Origin of the sequence: Sphingobacterium lactis (genome assembly GCF_051951495.1) — a bacterium.
Classification (GTDB): Bacteria; Bacteroidota; Bacteroidia; order Sphingobacteriales; family Sphingobacteriaceae; genus Sphingobacterium; species Sphingobacterium lactis_A.
Map to the genome: position 1 here is coordinate 496,248 of NZ_JBNHAS010000002.1, position 17,966 is coordinate 514,213.

The window sequence follows — 17,966 nt, forward strand, 5'->3', positions numbered from 1 at the left end:
GAAGAGATATTTGCTAGATTGTGGCAATTGATAAAAAACAAATAAGCACGAAGCTACTTTAACCAATTCATTAATTAACTATTATATTTCATAACATTTATTTATGTATTCAAGAAGAACATTCTTTGAATTTATCAGCCTAGCAGACGCTGAGTTAATTCATTCCCAAATGATTGCCTGGATTTTGTCCAAGGATTTTCAAGGTTTTAAAGATCCTGTTTATTGTAGGAAAGAGATATTAAAAAATTTCTTTGGATTAAATGACCCTGAAGATATTGTGGAAATTTCCACGGAGAGCGATTCAATAGACATCCTAATCAAGTTAGATAAAGTCGTTCTTTGTATTGAAAACAAATTGAAATCATCCCAACATTCAGATCAACTTAATAAATACAAAGATTTTATTGATTCACACTATGGTGATGTTGAAAGAAGATTTTATTACTTAACCTTAATTGATGAAGATTCTGAAAACCAAGATTGGATTAATAAATCATATAGAGATTTACTTTCAGTTTTAAATAAATTGGAAAAAGATGAACATATCTATAAAGAGGGAGAAGGATTCATCCTTAAAGAGTATATTATTACACTCGAGAAATTAACTGGTGCTATCGATTTGTTTTTAAAAGAGCCAAAATCCATGCCTAATGTGTTTTCAGAAGCAAATTTGAAAAAATCTCAAAAACGGGCAATAAAGGATATAAAGGATAACTTACAATTGTTTATTCGTGAAAACCAATTGGAAACATTATTCCAGAAATTATATTTTAGAGAAGTCCTTAAGTATATACCGCCACAACGTTATTATTATATTAACGAGACTAGAGGTGATGCCATCTTAGGTATTATTACCATTCCAGAAAGAAAGCTTGGAAATGGGAGGTATTTTAATTTTGGCCTAGATTTCCAGAGAGGTACGGTCAAAACTTTTTGCGTTTCCACTGATTATTTTGGATCAAATAAAAACGACTTACCACAAGAAATATTAGAACTATTTAAAAATATTCATACACAACATCCTCAGTTTGGTTATATGAAACAAGTGAATTTACCTAAAAGTAAGGCCCTTTGTTCCGTTTCTAAGCCGCTAAATATAACGACATTTTCGGAACCATCCTTAGGAGAGATTAAGCATTGGTGGGAGCTTACTCCAAAACAATTTGCAGAATTATTCATGGAAGAAATAGAGTTAACAAATGATTTATTGAATAATTATATTCTAATAAAAACTGATGAAGTACTTGTCTAAATAATCAAACAAAAGATTCTTAATATTTTACACAAACCAATTCTCTTTTAAATACAAATTTTATGAATGAACTAGTATATATTCATGGCTTAGGATCCGATAGGAATTCTAGAAAATTTAAAATAATTGAAGAGTCACTAGGAAAAATCTATAACTGTCATTTTGCATTTTGGGATAAAAACACAGACTTTCTAGAATTTTTTAATAACCTATTATCTAAATATGATAAGGTGAGTAACCTCGTAATTATAGGTGATTCCACTGGTGGAAACTATGCCTATCAATTTAGAAGTATGCTGGCGAATGCGAATAATTCTATTAAACTTGTTTTGCTAAATCCATTATTAGATGTTTCTAATAGAATAGCAGACTTTCCGTTTCCTAAAGAACTTCTCAATAGTCTTCAAACTATTACAACTGTTAATGATTGCTTTATTTTACGAAGTAGGTTTGATGAAGTGATTGATCAAAATAAAGTTAAAATTGGAGAAAATGTTGAGAGCATATTTGTAGATGATAGTCACCGCATTCTTAAATTTCAAGAATTTATTCCGTTGATTAATAAATATATTATCAATAAAAGTTAGTATAAATTTGAAAATTAAAGAAGACTATTCCTGATAATATTCAAGCTGTTTAAGCTTATCCTGACAGCTTGATTTATATCTCGATTTCCCTAACGCGCCTACAGGTCTAAAATCTGGTGTCTTTCGTCTGTTGTCTCATCGTCTCTCACAGGGGTTTTACTCGACACTCCTTCGGATCTCCTTCGGAACTTGTTCGGAACTCCTTCGGATCTCGTTCGGTTCCGACCGAACGAGATCCGAACAAGATTCTTATCAAATCCTAAGAAATTCCTTTAGAGTTTCGAATCGAAATGGACGCAATTTATAACTATCCCTAAGGCAAGAACCTCTTTAATATTTGGACTATACGTTCGATATGGAAGCTTTACACACTGTTCGCTAATGAACACTTGGATGTTCGCCTATGGACAATTATAAAACAACGGTATTCATAAGTGCTTGTTATTCAGTTGTGTTGTTGTTTGGCACAAGCTGTGGATGCATATTGAAAATTGATTCATGAGAAAAGTATATATCGTTGTAATAATTTTTGTTTGTTGTTTAGTTTGCAGGGTTCAAGGGCAGGACAGCATCCTGTCCTTAGCCGACTGCATCAATTTGGCTTTAAAAAACAATCCCAGCTTAAAACGTGGGGAATTGCAGGTGAATCGAGCTGATTTGAGGTATAAGCAGGCGCAATATGATCGCTTACCGGCTTTATCTGGAAATATCAGCCATGATTTGACCCAAGGAAGGGCCATTGATCCAACAACCAATCAATATATTGATAATAATAACAGTTCGGGTAGACAGTCCTTAAACATGAATGTGCCTTTGTTTAATGGATTTGCGATACTTCATAATATCCGGATGCAGTCGAATGCCAAAGATGCAGGCAAGTTGGAGTATGAAGGGTTGAGCAATGACCTCAAATTGGATGTGATTGAGGCCTACATTAAGCTGTTGACGGCTCAGGATATGTTAAAACAAATCCAAGGACAAGTTGAAGTTACCAAAGAACAGTTGCACCGCGCTGAGGTGATGAACCGCGAGGGAAATATTGCTCCTGGCGACTATTATGACCTTAAAGGACAATACAGTGCCGAATTGAATTCTATAGAGCAGACCAAACAAGGATTGTATACAGCAAGGCTTGGTCTAGCAGGATTATTAAATATGGATCCAAGTAAATTGAAAGCTGTAGAAAAATTAGATATCCCAACAGCTTACTCTACTGTTTCGGCGGAAAATCTATTTCAACAATCTTTATCAGTTTTGCCTCAATTTAAAGCATTGGATTGGCGGAAGAAGCAAATGGAAGAAGGTGTGAAATTAGCAAAGTCCGATTATTTTCCATCGCTATCCTTATCTGGAGGCTTAAGTACCAATTACAGTCGGGAAGGAGGTTCATTCTCTTCGCAATATAAAGGCAATTTATACAAAGGAATAGGCTTAAACCTCAGCATTCCAATTTTCAATCGATTAGCAACAAGGACACAAGTTAGGATGGCGAAAGTAGATTTAGAAGAGGCCGGATTTAATAAGGAGATTATGCGCAATGATCTTCAGGTTAAGACAGCACAAGCGGTGTTCGATTTGCAAATGACACAGGAGCAAGTTCGAAATCTTAAAGATCAGGACGTCAATTTTATGGAGGCTTTTCGAATTGCTACAGTTCATTTTGAAGCTGGAAATAGCAATTCCGTATTATACCTTACTGCAAAAAATAAGATGGATCAGGTGAAGAGTCAATTGATCATTAAGCAGTATGAATTGTTGATGCAGAAATATATCAATGATTATTACGCAGGTTCTTTGGAATTATAATTAACTTAGCGAGGGTATGAAAAAGGCTACTGTTTTAGTTGTAGACGACGATCAAGATTTATTAACTGCTACGCGAATTCTCTTACGACCCAATGTAAAGGAAGTTTTGGTGGAGCATAATCCAGAAAAGCTGATCAATATTTTGGAGCGAAATCCTGTGGATGTAGTCCTGTTGGATATGAATTTCAAAAGTGCCATCAATACGGGCAATGAAGGGCTTTTTTGGTTGTCTAAGGTAAAATCTTTATTCCCAAATATCAATGTCATCATGATCACAGCCTATGGAGCTGTAGACTTGGCGGTGAAGTCCTTAAAACAAGGAGCATCGGATTTTATTGTTAAACCTTGGCAAAACGATCAGCTTTTACAAACAATTCAAGCAGCACTAGACGAGAATAAACCGGTTCAAAAACCTAATCCTATTAACGTTTCACGTGATCATCACGGCATTATTGGCAAATCTGCCATCATGGAAGACTTGCAATATAAGCTGGATAAGGTTGCTCCTACAGAGGCCAATATTCTTATATTGGGTGAGAATGGAACAGGGAAGGATTTAATTGCCTCTGCCATCCACCAACGCTCCTTGCGTCATAAGCAAGCCTATGTAAAGGTAGATGTTGGCTCTTTAACAGAGACATTATTCGAGAGTGAGCTTTTCGGTTATAAGAAAGGTGCATTTACCGATGCTCGTGAAGATCGTAAGGGTCGCTTTGAGCATGCTGATGGTGGAACGCTCTTTATGGATGAGATTGGAAATATCAGCCTTCAACAGCAAGCTAAATTGCTTTCAGTTCTACAGAATAGGGCAGTGGTACCTTTGGGTTCTAGCCAATCAATCCCAGTCGATATACGCTTGTTAAGTGCCACCAACGTGCCTTTAAAAGCATTGGCAGATGAAAGTAGATTTCGGAAAGATTTAATCTATCGTATCAACACTTTGGAAATTCAAGTACCCCCTTTGCGGGAGCGCGTTTCTGATATTCCATTATTAGCAGAACATTTCCTGAGTTTCTACAACAGCAAGTACCACAAAAATATTGCTGGATTAGAGCAGGATGCTATTGCTAAGTTGAAAGCCTATCATTTCCCGGGCAATGTGCGGGAATTGCAATACAGCATTGAGCGAGCTGTGATTATGTCGGATCGATCCAGTATTCGAGGGGAAGATATTTTGTTTTCTCCGATTGAGCAGCAACAGGTGGAGGAGCCTACTTCTGATGTCTTTTCTTCACATAACTTGGAAGAGATGGAAAGAAAAGCTATTAAGTCGGCTATTGACCGGTACAATGGCAATATTAGTAAAGCTGCTAAAGAACTAGGCCTTACTCGGGCTGCCTTATATCGTCGATTGGAAAAATATAACCTGTAATATTTATGCGCCTAGCGGTAACCGATTTTTTGAAAATGTTGGTCCTTATGGCTGCAGCTGTTGCGGTCGGATACCTTTTCTTTAAAGGTTTCTATACCTATGCTATATGCTTATTTTTTGTTCTGGTCATATTCGCCTACAACATATTCTCTTCCCATCGCTTTCTCTTTAAACAATTGCTGGAGTTTTCTGAAGCCGTAAAGTATAAGGATTTCACCCGCCGTTTTGTGGTTAAAAACCAAAAGAGTACGGAAGGACAACTGTTTCATGCTTTCAATCAGATCAATGAGGTGTATAAGCATATCAGCATTGATCAAGCTCTGCAACACCAATATTTGAATAAGGTTATCAATATGCTGGATACGGCCATCCTATTTTACCATTCGGAGAGTGGTAAAGTGATTTGGTTGAATGAAGCCTTTAAGGAATTATTCCAGGTTCCACATTTGGGAAATATTTCCGGCATGAAGAAACGTCATGGAGAGCTTTATGAGAAGACTATGCAATTGCGGGTTGGCAAACATCAAATGGATACGGTGCATTCCAGTAAGGGAAAGATCAAGTTGTTGATGCAAAGCTCCGGTTTCGAAACCCAAGAGGGGAATTTTAGGATTGTCGTCTATCAAAACATTAATGAGGCCATTGATGAGACAGAAACCAAAGCTTGGCATAAATTATTGCGCGTATTGACGCATGAGATTATGAATTCCATTGGTCCAATCAGCTCTTTGGCGGAAACATTGCATCAGCGCTTAGAACATTGGACTGCGGAAGAAGATTTGGAGGACCTAAAATTGGGGATTTATACCATCAAGAGACGCAGCGAGGGGTTATTGCAATTTGCGAAGAGCTATCGTATGATCAATAAGGTTGATCAACCGCAATATGGCGATATTCAGGTGCTACAGCTCTTTGAAAGTATCTATCAGTTATTGGAACCTACCTTGATGCAAAAGAATATCGACTTGGATATTATCATCAAAAATACCCGTTTGATTATACAGGCAGATATTAACCTGATTGAGCAGGTTATCATCAATTTGTTGTTAAATGCGATAGAGGCTGTGAAAGATAAGGAGAACCCATACATCAGTTTATCGGCTGTGGAGCAAAAGGATTCTGTTCAGATTAAAATTCAGGATAATGGTGTCGGTATGAGTCAGGAGCTTCAAGAGCAGATATTTACGCCATTCTTTACGACTAAGAAAACCGGTACAGGTGTAGGCTTAACGCTGAGTAAACAGATTATGTTAATGCACCAAGGCAATCTTTCGGTGGATAGTGAGGAAGGTGCAGGAAGTACATTCACCTTGCAATTCTAAAGCTTTTTGTATTTTTGAAGCATCCATGTGGTACTTCCTAAAATACATTCGTCATTATCTGATATCCAATAGCCGTCACGGCACGCATTCGCCTTTTGTGTATGCCTTGGCCGATGAAGCCATTTATAATAAATCTTTTCAGTCAAATCATCTGGTTCAGTATCCTAAAGGTTTTAATCCGAAGTATAAGCCCTTATTAAATAAAATTCTGAGCTATTGGAAAATAGATCGGCTTTCTGATAATCTGGAGAATTTGAATGCTCAAGCTATTTGGATCAAAGATATTCAGCAATACGAGCTTGAAACGCTTCTCCAAGATATTCGAGCAGGAAAGATGCTGATTGTTGATCAACCCCACAAAAGAAAACATGAAAAACCTTGGAAAGCATTATGGCAGCAAGAAGAGGTGATTGTATCGATTGATTTGTTCTCCTTTGCAATTTTACTTCACCGTAATGGGCAAAGAAAAGAGCATTTTTTGTTGAGGAGCTAAATGGTAGATGATAGACGATAGACAATAGACACCAGATTTTAGACTACAGATTTGAGACAGACGTAAATGCGGGCAGACATTCCGCTGACGCTCAGTACTGCCCCTACGCGTTACGAGCTATTAATCGCCAAATAACAAAGTTTCTAGGTAGTACGTTTGGTAGGGGCGGTACTGAGTGAGTTTGAGGAAGGGGAATTTATTACCGACGAAAACGAACGGAATGTCCGCCCGTTTATCAAAAAGTTTAAGCTATTTACGAGATAATGGTGAAATGTGGTGTATGGCGGTCGAATCATGCTTCGACCCTACGGTTATAGTTATAAAATTAATAAAATCACGATTGTTTGTAGGGGCGATGCATGCATCGCCCGCAATTAAAAATTCTTTCCACACATTTAAAGCAATTCTGAATTTCAGATGAATGGTTTGTTCGGCTAGCCTCAGAATAAACTCGGTCTTAGGGAGAGATCAAAGACTCTTCACTTCGTTCTGAGTTGATCTACAAACATCTGTTGTCTTGTGTCTGTTGTCTCACATCTATCAAAACGCTTCACTAATGCTCAGATAAAAACCAGATTGTCTTTTTTCACCGGGTCTTTTTTCTCCGTAGGAATAATCGAAACGGATGCTGCTGTTGTGTTCTAGACTAAAGAAATAGCGTAATCCTGCACCATAGGATGGGAGGATTCTTGCTTTATGTTCGTTGGAGAAGGTGCTTCCTGCACCGACAAAGCCTGTAGCACCTATTCTTGGGTGTACTCTATAGCGGATTTCCGCTTGTCCCGTAAGGTAGTTTTTGTCTTTATAGCGGCCGAGGTAGTAGCCACGCATGGTCATATCGCCTCCAAGGTCGCGCATGACATAGAATGGCACGTTCTTGCCGTGGGAGCCTCGATAGAGGCCTTGAGCTGCTAATGTGAATTTATTGCTGATGGGGTAGAAGCCTCGGATATCGACTTCAGTTTGGCTACCCGTAAAATCATCATCGGCAAAGAATTTTGGTGCATAGGCATATTTAATCCGCGCATACAGGCCTTTTGTGGTGTAGTTCGTGAAATTTCGGGTATCATAAAGTGCAGACGCTCCTAGAGCTAGGTATTGTCCACCATCTTTTCCATATACTTCGGGAGATTCAAATACACCGCCTGCTTCCATGTCTTGGAAATTGAAATGCTCATAATTGACATTGAATCCGGCATATACATTGGGGATGATTTTGCGTTCGGCATCAACCTTAATACGGTAAAGCTTTTGATCAAGGTAATCCTCATCTTCCTTCCAGGTATCATTGCCTAATCCGTAGAAATTGAATGGCCAATCGCGATAACGGAGTTCAGAAAGAATATGGTAATCGTTATTCTTTGTCCATAAATCGGAGGTCAACTTGATGTTTTTTTGTTTTTTGGTGGTTAAAGTTCCGATGAGAGTGAGGTTGGAAGTCCTGCTCATTAGATCTTCTTTGTCCATATAGAAGTCGTAAGTTCCGGCGATGCCGTATTCAAATCCGGTTTCCTGAGCATAGCCAATTGCTGGGAGAACCATAAAACTGGCGGATCTGGAGGAGTCTTTTTTAGCGGAGACGAATTTTTTTATGATTTTTTGAACGATATTTTGTTGCTCTTGTGCCTGTAAATGGGGTAGGGCGAGCAGTAAACATAGGGATGTTACGATAAATTTTCGGTAATATTTTGGGTAAAAGGTATGAATCATGCACAAATATAGGGTATAGAAAGGAATGAAAAATGAAAATTATTTACTTGCATATCAAGGATATGATTTTCAAGGGAGAAAAAAATGACTAAATATTTTTGATATGTTCATGGGTTAGCTATCTTTGCATCATCAAAACGGGGACAACGGGTCGAAAGTTTTGAATGTTCTTAAAGAGAAAAAAAAATAAAAATAAAACTTGCGAATATCAGATAAATATTAGATTTTTGCACTCGCTATCCAGAGATAGCCGTTCTTTAACAGAGAGTTTTATTAAATTAAAAATACGCCTCCTTAGCTCAGCTGGTAGAGCAACTGACTTGTAATCAGTAGGTCATTGGTTCGATTCCGATAGGAGGCTCAAAAGCGACGTAAGTTGCTGGTCTGGAGGGGTTCCAGAGCGGTCAAATGGGACGGACTGTAAATCCGTTGCTTCGGCTTCGAAGGTTCGAATCCTTCTCCCTCCACATCAAATGATGTTTGCATTCCGTAGAGTTGATCTCTACATTCTCGAGTGTCGAACAACAAGCGGAAGTAGCTCAGTTGGTAGAGCGATAGCCTTCCAAGCTATAGGTCGCGAGTTCGAACCTCGTCTTCCGCTCAATTTATAAAACAAATCTAGGTCTCTCTTCTTTTTCAATCATTATATTAAAAGGGTAGAGGCTTATATCTGTAGATAAAGGTTTTTTAAGCCGAAGTAGCTCAGGGGTAGAGCACTTCCTTGGTAAGGAAGAGGTCGTGGGTTCAAATCCCATCTTTGGCTCGAATACAATAGTTTTATTTAACTTTGTAAGATAATTAAAGGAAATATTTTATAATTACTAATTCGCATAAACATGGCAAAAGAGAAATTTGACCGTAGTAAACCGCACTTAAACATTGGTACTATCGGTCACGTTGACCACGGTAAAACAACTACAACAGCTGCTATCACTAAAGTATTAGCTGATAAAGGTTTTTCAGAAGCTCGTTCATTTGATTCAATTGACTCTGCTCCTGAAGAAAAAGAGCGTGGTATCACAATCAACACTTCGCACGTAGAATACCAAACAGCTAACCGTCACTATGCACACGTAGACTGTCCTGGACACGCCGATTACGTTAAGAACATGGTAACTGGTGCTGCGCAGATGGACGGTGCTATCATCGTAGTTGCTGCTACAGATGGTCCTATGCCTCAAACTCGCGAGCACATTCTATTAGCTCGTCAGGTAGGTGTTCCTGCGTTAGTAGTATTCTTGAACAAAGTTGACTTAGTTGATGACTCTGAGTTATTAGACTTAGTTGAAATGGAAGTTCGTGAGTTATTATCATTCTACGAATTCCCAGGTGACGATGTTCCAGTAATCAAAGGTTCTGCATTAGGTGCATTGAACGGTGAGCCTCAGTGGGTAGATTCAATCATGGAATTAATGGATGCTGTAGATAACTACATTCCAATTCCTCCACGTTTGACAGATCTTCCTTTCTTGATGCCTATCGAAGACGTATTCTCGATCACTGGTCGTGGTACAGTTGCAACTGGTCGTATCGAAAGAGGTGTAATCAACTCTGGTGATCCAGTTGAGATCTTAGGTATGGGTGCTGAGAACTTGAAATCTACAGTAACAGGTGTTGAGATGTTCCGTAAAATCTTAGATTACGGTGAAGCAGGTGATAACGTAGGTTTATTGTTACGTGGTATTGAGAAAACTGATATCCGTCGTGGTATGGTTATCTGTAAACCAGGTTCAGTAACTCCTCACACAGACTTCAAAGCTGAGGTTTACGTATTATCAAAAGCAGAAGGTGGACGTCACACTCCATTCTTCAACAAATACCGTCCTCAATTCTACTTCCGTACGACAGACGTAACTGGAGAGATCTCTCTAGAAGAAGGAACTGAGATGGTTATGCCAGGTGATAACGTTACAATCACTGTTAAGTTGATCAACGCTATCGCTATGGAAAAAGGTCTACGTTTCGCTATCCGTGAGGGTGGTCGTACAGTAGGTGCTGGTCAGGTAACTGAAATCTTAGCATAATCTATATCGATTATCAAAATAGAAAATAAGCTAATTAGCTCAGGCTGATTAGCTTATTTTTTCTAACCAAGAAAGCTTGCAGAAATTGCAAGAAAAGTGAAATAATATTTGTTGTAATACGGTTTAAACGCTATATTTGCAACATCAAAAAAATCTACACGGGCATAGTTCAATGGTAGAATAGAGGTCTCCAAAACCTTTGATCTGGGTTCGAATCCTGGTGCCCGTGCTAATAAACTTAGAAAAAATTCAAATGGCAAAAGTATTCGGTTTTTTTAAGGACTCTTATACAGAGATCACTGAGAAAGTGACTTGGCCTACCTGGTCGCAATTGCAGAGTCATGCTGTGATTGTGCTTGTTGCATCACTTATTATCGCTTTATTAATCTTCGTAATGGATAAAGCGTCGAGCAACATCATGGAGTTGTTATACAATACGGCTTCTTAATTTTCTAATTCCAATAGATAATTATGGCAGATCAAAGTTTAAAATGGTACGTGGTACGTGCTGTGAGCGGGAAAGAGAAGAAAGTTAAGCAATATCTTGAAGCTGAAATCAATCGTTTGGGTATTCAGCATTTAGTAACGCAGGTTTTAATTCCAATGGAGAAATATTACCAAATGCGTGATGGAAAGAAAGTTGCTAAAGAGCGTAACTATTACCCTGGATATGTTTTGATCGAAGCGGCTTTAGATGGTGAGATTGAACACGCAATCAAAAATGTGAACAGTGTCATCGGATTCTTAGGCGATAAAGCCGGTAATGCAATCCCACTTCGTCCAGCTGAGGTAAATCGTATTTTAGGTAAGGTGGATGAGATGGCTGAGCAAGGCGAATCGATCAATGTCCCTTACTATGTTGGGGAAACAGTGAAAGTAAGCGATGGACCATTCAATGGTTTCACCGGTGAAATCGAAGAGGTGCATGAAGACAAGAAGAAGCTTACCGTTATGGTTAAAGTATTCGGACGTAAGACACCACTTGAGTTGAACTACATGCAGGTAGAAAAAGAGTAATCTTACCTGATCAAAATATAAAGCCTCGATTATACGATCGAGGCTTTTCTTTTTAAGGCTCTGAGTATGTGTGATAAAAAAGCAAAAAATACTTTTTTATTATCAGAATTATATATATCTTTGCACCTCGTTTGGTTGTAAAACTATGTTTGAAAGCCATCGAGAAAGTAAATGTTACGTTATGCTTCCAACTTACTAACAAACATTTAACAAATTAAATCACAAAAAAAATGGCAAAAGAAGTCAGTGCGTTAGTAAAATTACAAGTGAAGGGCGGTGCTGCGAATCCATCTCCACCAGTAGGACCTGCATTAGGTGCTAAAGGTGTTAACATCATGGATTTCTGTAAGCAATTCAACGCTCGTACGCAAGACAAACCAGGTCAAGTATTACCTGTTGTAATCACTGTATATGCCGACAAATCTTTTGATTTTATCATCAAGACTCCTCCAGTAGCTGTTCAATTAAAAGACGCAGCTAAATTAAAATCTGGATCAGGAGAGCCAAACCGTAAGAAGGTGGCTAGTATTACTTGGGATCAAGTAAAGACTATCGCAGAAGATAAGATGCCGGATTTGAACGCATTTACCGTTGAGTCAGCTATGAAAATGGTTGCAGGTACAGCACGTAGTATGGGTATTACCGTATCTGGTGATGCTCCTTGGAAAAATTAATTAACGAAATCAGTTTAAGAAAGTGGCTAGATTAACAAAAAATCAAAAAGCGGCACTATCCAAAATTGAAGCTGGTAAGGCGTATACTTTAAAAGAAGCTTCGGCTTTGGTTAAAGAAATCACCAATACCAAGTTTGATGCTTCAGTGGATATCGACGTTCGTTTGGGCGTAGATCCTCGTAAAGCAAATCAAATGGTTCGTGGTATCGCAACATTACCTCACGGAACTGGTAAGACAGTTCGTGTTTTAGTTTTATGTACTCCTGATAAGGAAGAAGAAGCTAAAGCAGCAGGTGCGGACTACGTAGGTCTTGACGACTACATCAGCAAAATCGAAGGTGGTTGGACTGACGTTGACATTATCATCACTATGCCTAGTGTTATGGCGAAAGTAGGTAAATTGGGTCGTATTTTAGGTCCAAGAAACTTGATGCCTAACCCTAAAACTGGTACAGTAACTACCGAAGTTGGTAAAGCTGTTACCGAAGTTAAGGCTGGTAAGATCGATTTCAAAGTTGACAAAACCGGTATCATCCACACTTCAGTTGGTAAAGTGTCTTTCGATGCAGATAAAATCTATGATAACGCATTAGAGGTATTGCAAACGTTAGCTCGTTTGAAACCATCTGCAGCTAAAGGAACGTACTTCAAGAGTATTCACATTTCATCAACCATGAGTCCAGGTATTCATGTAGAAACTAAATCAGTAGTAGGAATTTAATCATGAGAAAAGAACTTAAACATGAAATTGTTCAAGCTTTAGCAGAGCAGATTAAATCTTACGGTAGTTTCTATATTACCGATACTGCGGATTTATCTGTTGATAAAGTGAATAACATTCGTCGCAAATGTTTCGAGCAAAACATCGAGATTCAAGTTGTGAAAAACACCTTGATCAAGAAGGCATTGTTAGAAGCAGGTGTTGACTCTGAAGAGATCTTTGGCGTATTAAAAGGAGCATCTACATTATTGTTTGCTGAGACAAACAATGCTCCAGCGAAATTGATCAAACAATTACGTAAAGAAGGTGAAAAACCAGTATTGAAAGCAGCGTATATTCAAGAAACTGCGTTCATTGGTGACAACCAACTTGATGCATTAGTGAATCTTAAATCTAAAGAGGAACTTATCGCGGACGTTATTGCATTACTTCAGTCTCCTGCGAAGAACGTTATTTCTGCACTTCAATCAGGCGGAAATACAATTTCAGGCTTAGTAAAAGCATTAGAAGAAAGAGGCTAACGATCACTCTTTCGAAACAAAGATCGTTGCAATTTAATTAACAATTATTTTTTAAAGTACATTCAAAAAATCAAAATAAAATGGCAGATTTAAAACAACTTGCTGAACAGTTAGTTAACTTAACAGTAAAAGAAGTTAAAGAATTAGCTGATATCTTAAAAGACGAATACGGTATTGAGCCTGCTGCTGCTGCTGTAGCTGTTGCTGCTGCACCTGCTGGTGATGGCGCTGCTGCTGCTGAAGAGAAAACTTCATTTGACGTTATCTTGAAAGAAGCTGGTGGTCAGAAATTAGCTGTAGTGAAATTAGTTAAAGATTTAGCTGGTTTAGGTTTGAAAGAAGCAAAAGACTTAGTTGACGGTGCACCTAAAGAATTAAAAACTGGTGTTTCTAAAGACGAAGCTGAAGCTTTGAAAAAACAACTAGAAGAAGCTGGAGCTGTAGTTGAGATTAAATAATCTCGCATAAAGCGCCAAAAACTTAGACTCTGATAGGTTTCCTGTCAGAGTCTATTCCTGTTTATTAGCAACAACATGGATCTGCGTTTTCGCTGAGACCAGATCGGAAGACCAAATCAGCTATGTTAGCTCAGTTTTTTAAAACTAAATACTTATTCCCTTGGCAAACAATAAAATTCAACAAGAAAGAGTAAATTTTGCAACCAGTAAGAAGGTAATCGATTATCCGGATTTCTTGGATGTACAATTGGAGTCTTTCAGGGAGTTTTTTCAATTAGAAACTACTTCGGACAACCGCCATCAGGAAGGGCTTTACAAGGTTTTCGCAGAAAACTTCCCTATTTCTGATTCAAGAAACATCTTTGTGCTCGAGTTTTTGGATTATTTCATTGATCCGCCGCGCTATGACATCCAAGAATGTATTGAGCGTGGATTAACTTACAGCGTGCCTTTGAAGGCAAAACTGAAGTTGTCTTGTAATGATGAAGAACACGAAGACTTCGAAACTATTGTACAGGATGTATATTTAGGAACTATCCCTTACATGACTCCAAAAGGTACCTTTGTAATCAATGGTGCTGAGCGTGTAATCGTTTCTCAATTACACCGTTCCCCTGGTGTGTTCTTCGGTCAAAGTAGACATACAAATGGTACTAAACTTTATTCTGCTAGGGTAATTCCTTTTAAAGGTTCTTGGATCGAGTTTGCTACAGACGTGAACAACGTGATGTATGCCTATATCGATCGTAAGAAAAAATTCCCAGTTACTACCTTATTACGCGCAATCGGATTTGATTCGGATAAAGATATCCTTGAATTGTTCGATTTAGCTGATGAAGTAAAAGTTAGCAAAACTGGTTTGAAGAAATACGTTGGTCGTCGTTTAGCGGCTAGGGTATTGAACAAGTGGACGGAAGATTTCGTTGATGAAGATACAGGTGAAGTTGTATCCATCGACCGTAATGAAATCATCCTTGAACGCGAAACTGTTTTAGAAGAAGACCACATTGACTTGATCATTGATGCTGGCGTAAAATCCATCATCCTTACAAAAGAAGATGAATCAAACAATGCGGACTATTCCATTATATACAATACATTACAGAAGGATACTTCGAACTCAGAGAAAGAGGCTGTGGAGCACATCTATCGCCAATTACGTAACGCTGAACCACCTGATGAGGAAACTGCTCGTGGTATCATCGATCGTTTATTCTTCTCTGACAAACGTTATGATTTAGGTGATGTAGGTAGATACCGTATCAACCGTAAATTAAACTTAGAGACAGATTCGGAAACGAAAGTGTTAACTCGTGAAGATATTATCGCGATTGTGAAGTACTTGATCAACTTGATCAACTCGAAAGCGGAAGTGGATGATATCGATCACTTGTCAAACCGTCGTGTTCGTACAGTAGGTGAGCAATTATATGCTCAATTCGGTGTAGGTTTAGCGCGTATGGCTCGTACCATTCGTGAGCGTATGAACATTCGTGATAACGAGGTGTTCACTCCAACCGACTTGATCAATGCTCGTACCTTGTCTTCTGTGATTAACTCGTTCTTCGGAACTAACCAGTTATCACAGTTCATGGACCAAACGAACCCATTAGCGGAGATTACGCACAAACGTCGTCTTTCAGCTTTAGGTCCTGGTGGTCTTTCTCGTGAACGTGCTGGTTTCGAGGTTCGTGACGTGCACTATACGCACTATGGTCGTCTTTGTACGATTGAAACACCAGAGGGTCCAAACATTGGTTTGATTTCGTCCCTTTCGGTACACGCTAAGATCAATAACTTAGGATTTATCGAAACACCTTATCGTAAAGTTCAAGACGGTAAAGTAGTTGTTGATGAGCCAGTAGTTTATTTATCGGCAGAAGATGAAGATGATAAGACAATCGCGCAAGCGAATGCGATATATGATGATAAAGGTAATTTCTTAGATGCGAAAGTAAAAGCACGTTATGAGGGTGACTTCCCGATTATCGAGCCTGAGAAATTAGACTATATGGACGTTGCTCCTAACCAGATTACTTCAATCGCGGCTTCATTGATTCCTTTCTTGGAACACGATGATGCTAACCGTGCCTTGATGGGATCGAACATGCAACGTCAGGCAGTGCCTTTATTACGTCCGCAAGCTCCAGTTGTGGGAACAGGATTGGAAGCTCGTGTGGCTAAAGACTCACGTACCTTAATCAATGCAGAAGGTAATGGTGTAGTAGAATACGTGGATGCACAAGAAATCCATATCCGCTATGACCGTACTGAGAATGACCGTTTGGTGTCATTTGATGAGGACGTTAAAGTTTATAAATTAACGAAATTCAAGAAAACCAACCAGAATACTTGTATCAACTTGAAACCTATCGTAAGAAAAGGTCAGCAAGTAAGCAAAGGTCAGGTATTATGTGAGGGTTATGCTACAGAAGACGGAGAATTAGCATTAGGCCGTAACTTGAAAGTTGCATTCATGCCTTGGCAAGGATATAACTTTGAGGATGCGATCGTAATTTCTGAGCGTGTTGTATCTCAAGATTTGTTCACTTCATTACACATTGAAGAGTTCGAATTGGAAGTACGTGATACTAAACGTGGTGAAGAGGAATTAACTGCTGATATTCCTAACGTCTCTGAAGAAGCTACAAAAGACTTAGACGAGAACGGTATTATCCGTATCGGAGCTGAGGTTGGCGAAGGTGATATCTTAATTGGTAAGATTACTCCTAAAGGAGAGTCTGATCCTTCACCAGAAGAGAAATTATTACGTGCGATCTTCGGTGATAAAGCCGGTGATGTTAAGGATGCATCCTTAAAAACTCCACCTTCTATCAAAGGTGTGGTTATCGACACAAAATTATTCTCCCGTGCGAAGAAAATGTCTAAAGAAGTTGAGCGTAAAGCTTTAGAGAAATTAGAAGTAGCACACGATAAAAACATCAAAGTATTAAAAGATCGTTTAGTGGATAAATTATTCACTATTGTAAACGGTAAAACCTCTCAAGGTATTTACAATGTATACAAAGAGCTTTTAGTAGCTAAAGGTGCTAAATTCACACAAAAGATCCTTCAAGATCTTGACTACAACAATGTAAATCCAACAGGATGGACTACTGATGATGACAAGAACGAGATGATCAAGTATGCACTACACAACTACAGCATTAAAGTAAATGAGGAGTTAGGTGCATTCAAACGTGAGAAATTCGCAATCTCGGTAGGGGATGAGCTTCCATCAGGAATTGTTCAGATGGCTAAGGTTTACGTGGCGAAGAAACGTAAATTGAAAGTTGGTGATAAGATGGCAGGTCGTCACGGAAACAAAGGTATTGTTGCTCGTATCGTAAGAGATGAAGATATGCCATTCTTAGAAGATGGTACACCAGTTGATATCGTGTTGAACCCACTAGGGGTACCTTCGCGTATGAACCTTGGACAGATCTATGAGACTGTATTAGGATGGGCTGGTCAGAAATTAGGTGTTAAGTTTGCTACTCCGATCTTCGATGGTGCAGAAATGGATCAAGTAGAAGAGTGGGTAGAAAAAGCAGGCTTACCAAAATCTGGTCGTACATACTTGTACAATGGATTAACTGGAGAGCGTTTTGACCAACCAACTACGGTAGGTGTAATCTACATGTTGAAATTAGGACACATGGTAGATGATAAAATGCACGCTCGTTCAATTGGACCATACTCATTGATTACTCAACAGCCATTAGGTGGTAAGGCTCAATTCGGTGGTCAGCGTTTCGGTGAGATGGAGGTTTGGGCATTAGAAGCATTCGGTGCATCAAATATCCTTCAAGAGATCTTGACCGTGAAATCGGATGATGTAGTAGGACGTGCTAAAACTTACGAAGCAATCGTAAAAGGTAACAACCTTCCTACACCATCAGTACCAGAATCGTTCAACGTATTGGTACACGAACTACGCGGATTAGGTTTAGATATCACATTGGATTAATCAAGCAAATAGAGCTTAAGAAGGCCTTAAACCTTCTTA

The 17,966-nt window shown here is 38.8% G+C and carries 15 protein-coding genes and 5 tRNA genes; 19 read left to right on the forward strand and 1 reads right to left on the reverse strand.

Features of this window, described 5'->3' with window-relative positions:
• The first annotated feature begins 103 nt into the window (after nt 1-103).
• The 6 genes from ACP6L2_RS09780 (at nt 104) to ACP6L2_RS09805 (ending at nt 6,832) form a co-directional block, all read left to right on the forward strand.
• Complete coding sequence (locus tag ACP6L2_RS09780; protein WP_440509028.1) at nt 104-1,252, forward strand: PD-(D/E)XK nuclease family protein; 1,149 nt, start codon at nt 104-106, stop codon at nt 1,250-1,252.
• Between the two features lie 62 nt (nt 1,253-1,314).
• On the forward strand, nt 1,315-1,839 hold the full coding sequence (locus tag ACP6L2_RS09785; RefSeq protein ID WP_440509029.1) for a hypothetical protein: 525 nt from the start codon (nt 1,315-1,317) through the stop codon (nt 1,837-1,839).
• 498 nt (nt 1,840-2,337) lie between these two features.
• Nucleotides 2,338-3,645, forward strand: a complete 1,308-nt coding sequence (locus tag ACP6L2_RS09790) for a TolC family protein (protein WP_440509030.1) — start codon at nt 2,338-2,340, stop codon at nt 3,643-3,645.
• Between the two features lie 16 nt (nt 3,646-3,661).
• Nucleotides 3,662-5,017: a sigma-54-dependent transcriptional regulator gene (locus ACP6L2_RS09795; protein ID WP_440509031.1), complete on the forward strand. Its 1,356-nt coding sequence runs from the start codon at nt 3,662-3,664 to the stop codon at nt 5,015-5,017.
• A gap of 5 nt (nt 5,018-5,022) precedes the next feature.
• A complete protein-coding gene (locus tag ACP6L2_RS09800) occupies nt 5,023-6,339 on the forward strand; it encodes a sensor histidine kinase (RefSeq protein WP_440509032.1) in 1,317 nt (438 codons plus the stop codon).
• A 25-nt stretch (nt 6,340-6,364) separates the two neighbouring features.
• On the forward strand, nt 6,365-6,832 hold the full coding sequence (locus ACP6L2_RS09805; RefSeq protein ID WP_440509033.1) for a hypothetical protein: 468 nt from the start codon (nt 6,365-6,367) through the stop codon (nt 6,830-6,832).
• 540 nt (nt 6,833-7,372) lie between these two features.
• Here the strand turns inward: ACP6L2_RS09805 and ACP6L2_RS09810 are convergent.
• Nucleotides 7,373-8,542, reverse strand: coding sequence for a BamA/TamA family outer membrane protein (locus tag ACP6L2_RS09810; protein WP_440509034.1), 1,170 nt, complete (start codon nt 8,540-8,542; stop codon nt 7,373-7,375).
• A gap of 288 nt (nt 8,543-8,830) precedes the next feature.
• Here ACP6L2_RS09810 and ACP6L2_RS09815 point away from each other — a divergent pair.
• From ACP6L2_RS09815 to rpoB, 13 genes are all read left to right on the forward strand, one after another.
• Nucleotides 8,831-8,903, forward strand: a tRNA-Thr gene (locus tag ACP6L2_RS09815).
• A gap of 25 nt (nt 8,904-8,928) precedes the next feature.
• A tRNA-Tyr gene (locus tag ACP6L2_RS09820) sits at nt 8,929-9,009 on the forward strand.
• A gap of 61 nt (nt 9,010-9,070) precedes the next feature.
• Nucleotides 9,071-9,143: transfer RNA gene (locus tag ACP6L2_RS09825), tRNA-Gly, on the forward strand.
• Nucleotides 9,144-9,233: 90 nt separating this feature from the next.
• Nucleotides 9,234-9,305 (forward strand) — tRNA-Thr (locus ACP6L2_RS09830).
• A 73-nt stretch (nt 9,306-9,378) separates the two neighbouring features.
• Nucleotides 9,379-10,566, forward strand: a complete 1,188-nt coding sequence (gene tuf, locus ACP6L2_RS09835; protein ID WP_440509035.1) for an elongation factor Tu — start codon at nt 9,379-9,381, stop codon at nt 10,564-10,566.
• 158 nt (nt 10,567-10,724) lie between these two features.
• Nucleotides 10,725-10,795: transfer RNA gene (locus tag ACP6L2_RS09840), tRNA-Trp, on the forward strand.
• A gap of 24 nt (nt 10,796-10,819) precedes the next feature.
• On the forward strand, nt 10,820-11,014 hold the full coding sequence (gene secE, locus ACP6L2_RS09845) for a preprotein translocase subunit SecE (protein WP_344673014.1): 195 nt from the start codon (nt 10,820-10,822) through the stop codon (nt 11,012-11,014).
• A 23-nt stretch (nt 11,015-11,037) separates the two neighbouring features.
• On the forward strand, nt 11,038-11,583 hold the full coding sequence (gene nusG / locus ACP6L2_RS09850; RefSeq protein ID WP_099365880.1) for a transcription termination/antitermination protein NusG: 546 nt from the start codon (nt 11,038-11,040) through the stop codon (nt 11,581-11,583).
• Nucleotides 11,584-11,813: 230 nt separating this feature from the next.
• Nucleotides 11,814-12,257: a 50S ribosomal protein L11 gene (rplK, locus tag ACP6L2_RS09855; RefSeq protein ID WP_149526995.1), complete on the forward strand. Its 444-nt coding sequence runs from the start codon at nt 11,814-11,816 to the stop codon at nt 12,255-12,257.
• Nucleotides 12,258-12,279: 22 nt separating this feature from the next.
• A complete protein-coding gene (rplA, locus tag ACP6L2_RS09860; protein WP_344673013.1) occupies nt 12,280-12,978 on the forward strand; it encodes a 50S ribosomal protein L1 in 699 nt (232 codons plus the stop codon).
• Nucleotides 12,979-12,980: 2 nt separating this feature from the next.
• Nucleotides 12,981-13,499, forward strand: a complete 519-nt coding sequence (gene rplJ / locus ACP6L2_RS09865; RefSeq protein ID WP_440509036.1) for a 50S ribosomal protein L10 — start codon at nt 12,981-12,983, stop codon at nt 13,497-13,499.
• A gap of 80 nt (nt 13,500-13,579) precedes the next feature.
• Nucleotides 13,580-13,957 carry a 50S ribosomal protein L7/L12 gene (rplL, locus tag ACP6L2_RS09870; protein WP_344673011.1) on the forward strand — a complete coding sequence of 126 codons (378 nt, stop codon included), beginning with the start codon at nt 13,580-13,582 and terminating at the stop codon, nt 13,955-13,957.
• 160 nt (nt 13,958-14,117) lie between these two features.
• Entirely contained in the window at nt 14,118-17,927 is a 3,810-nt protein-coding gene (rpoB, locus tag ACP6L2_RS09875) for a DNA-directed RNA polymerase subunit beta (RefSeq protein WP_440509037.1), read from the forward strand.
• The last annotated feature ends 39 nt before the right edge of the window (nt 17,928-17,966 follow it).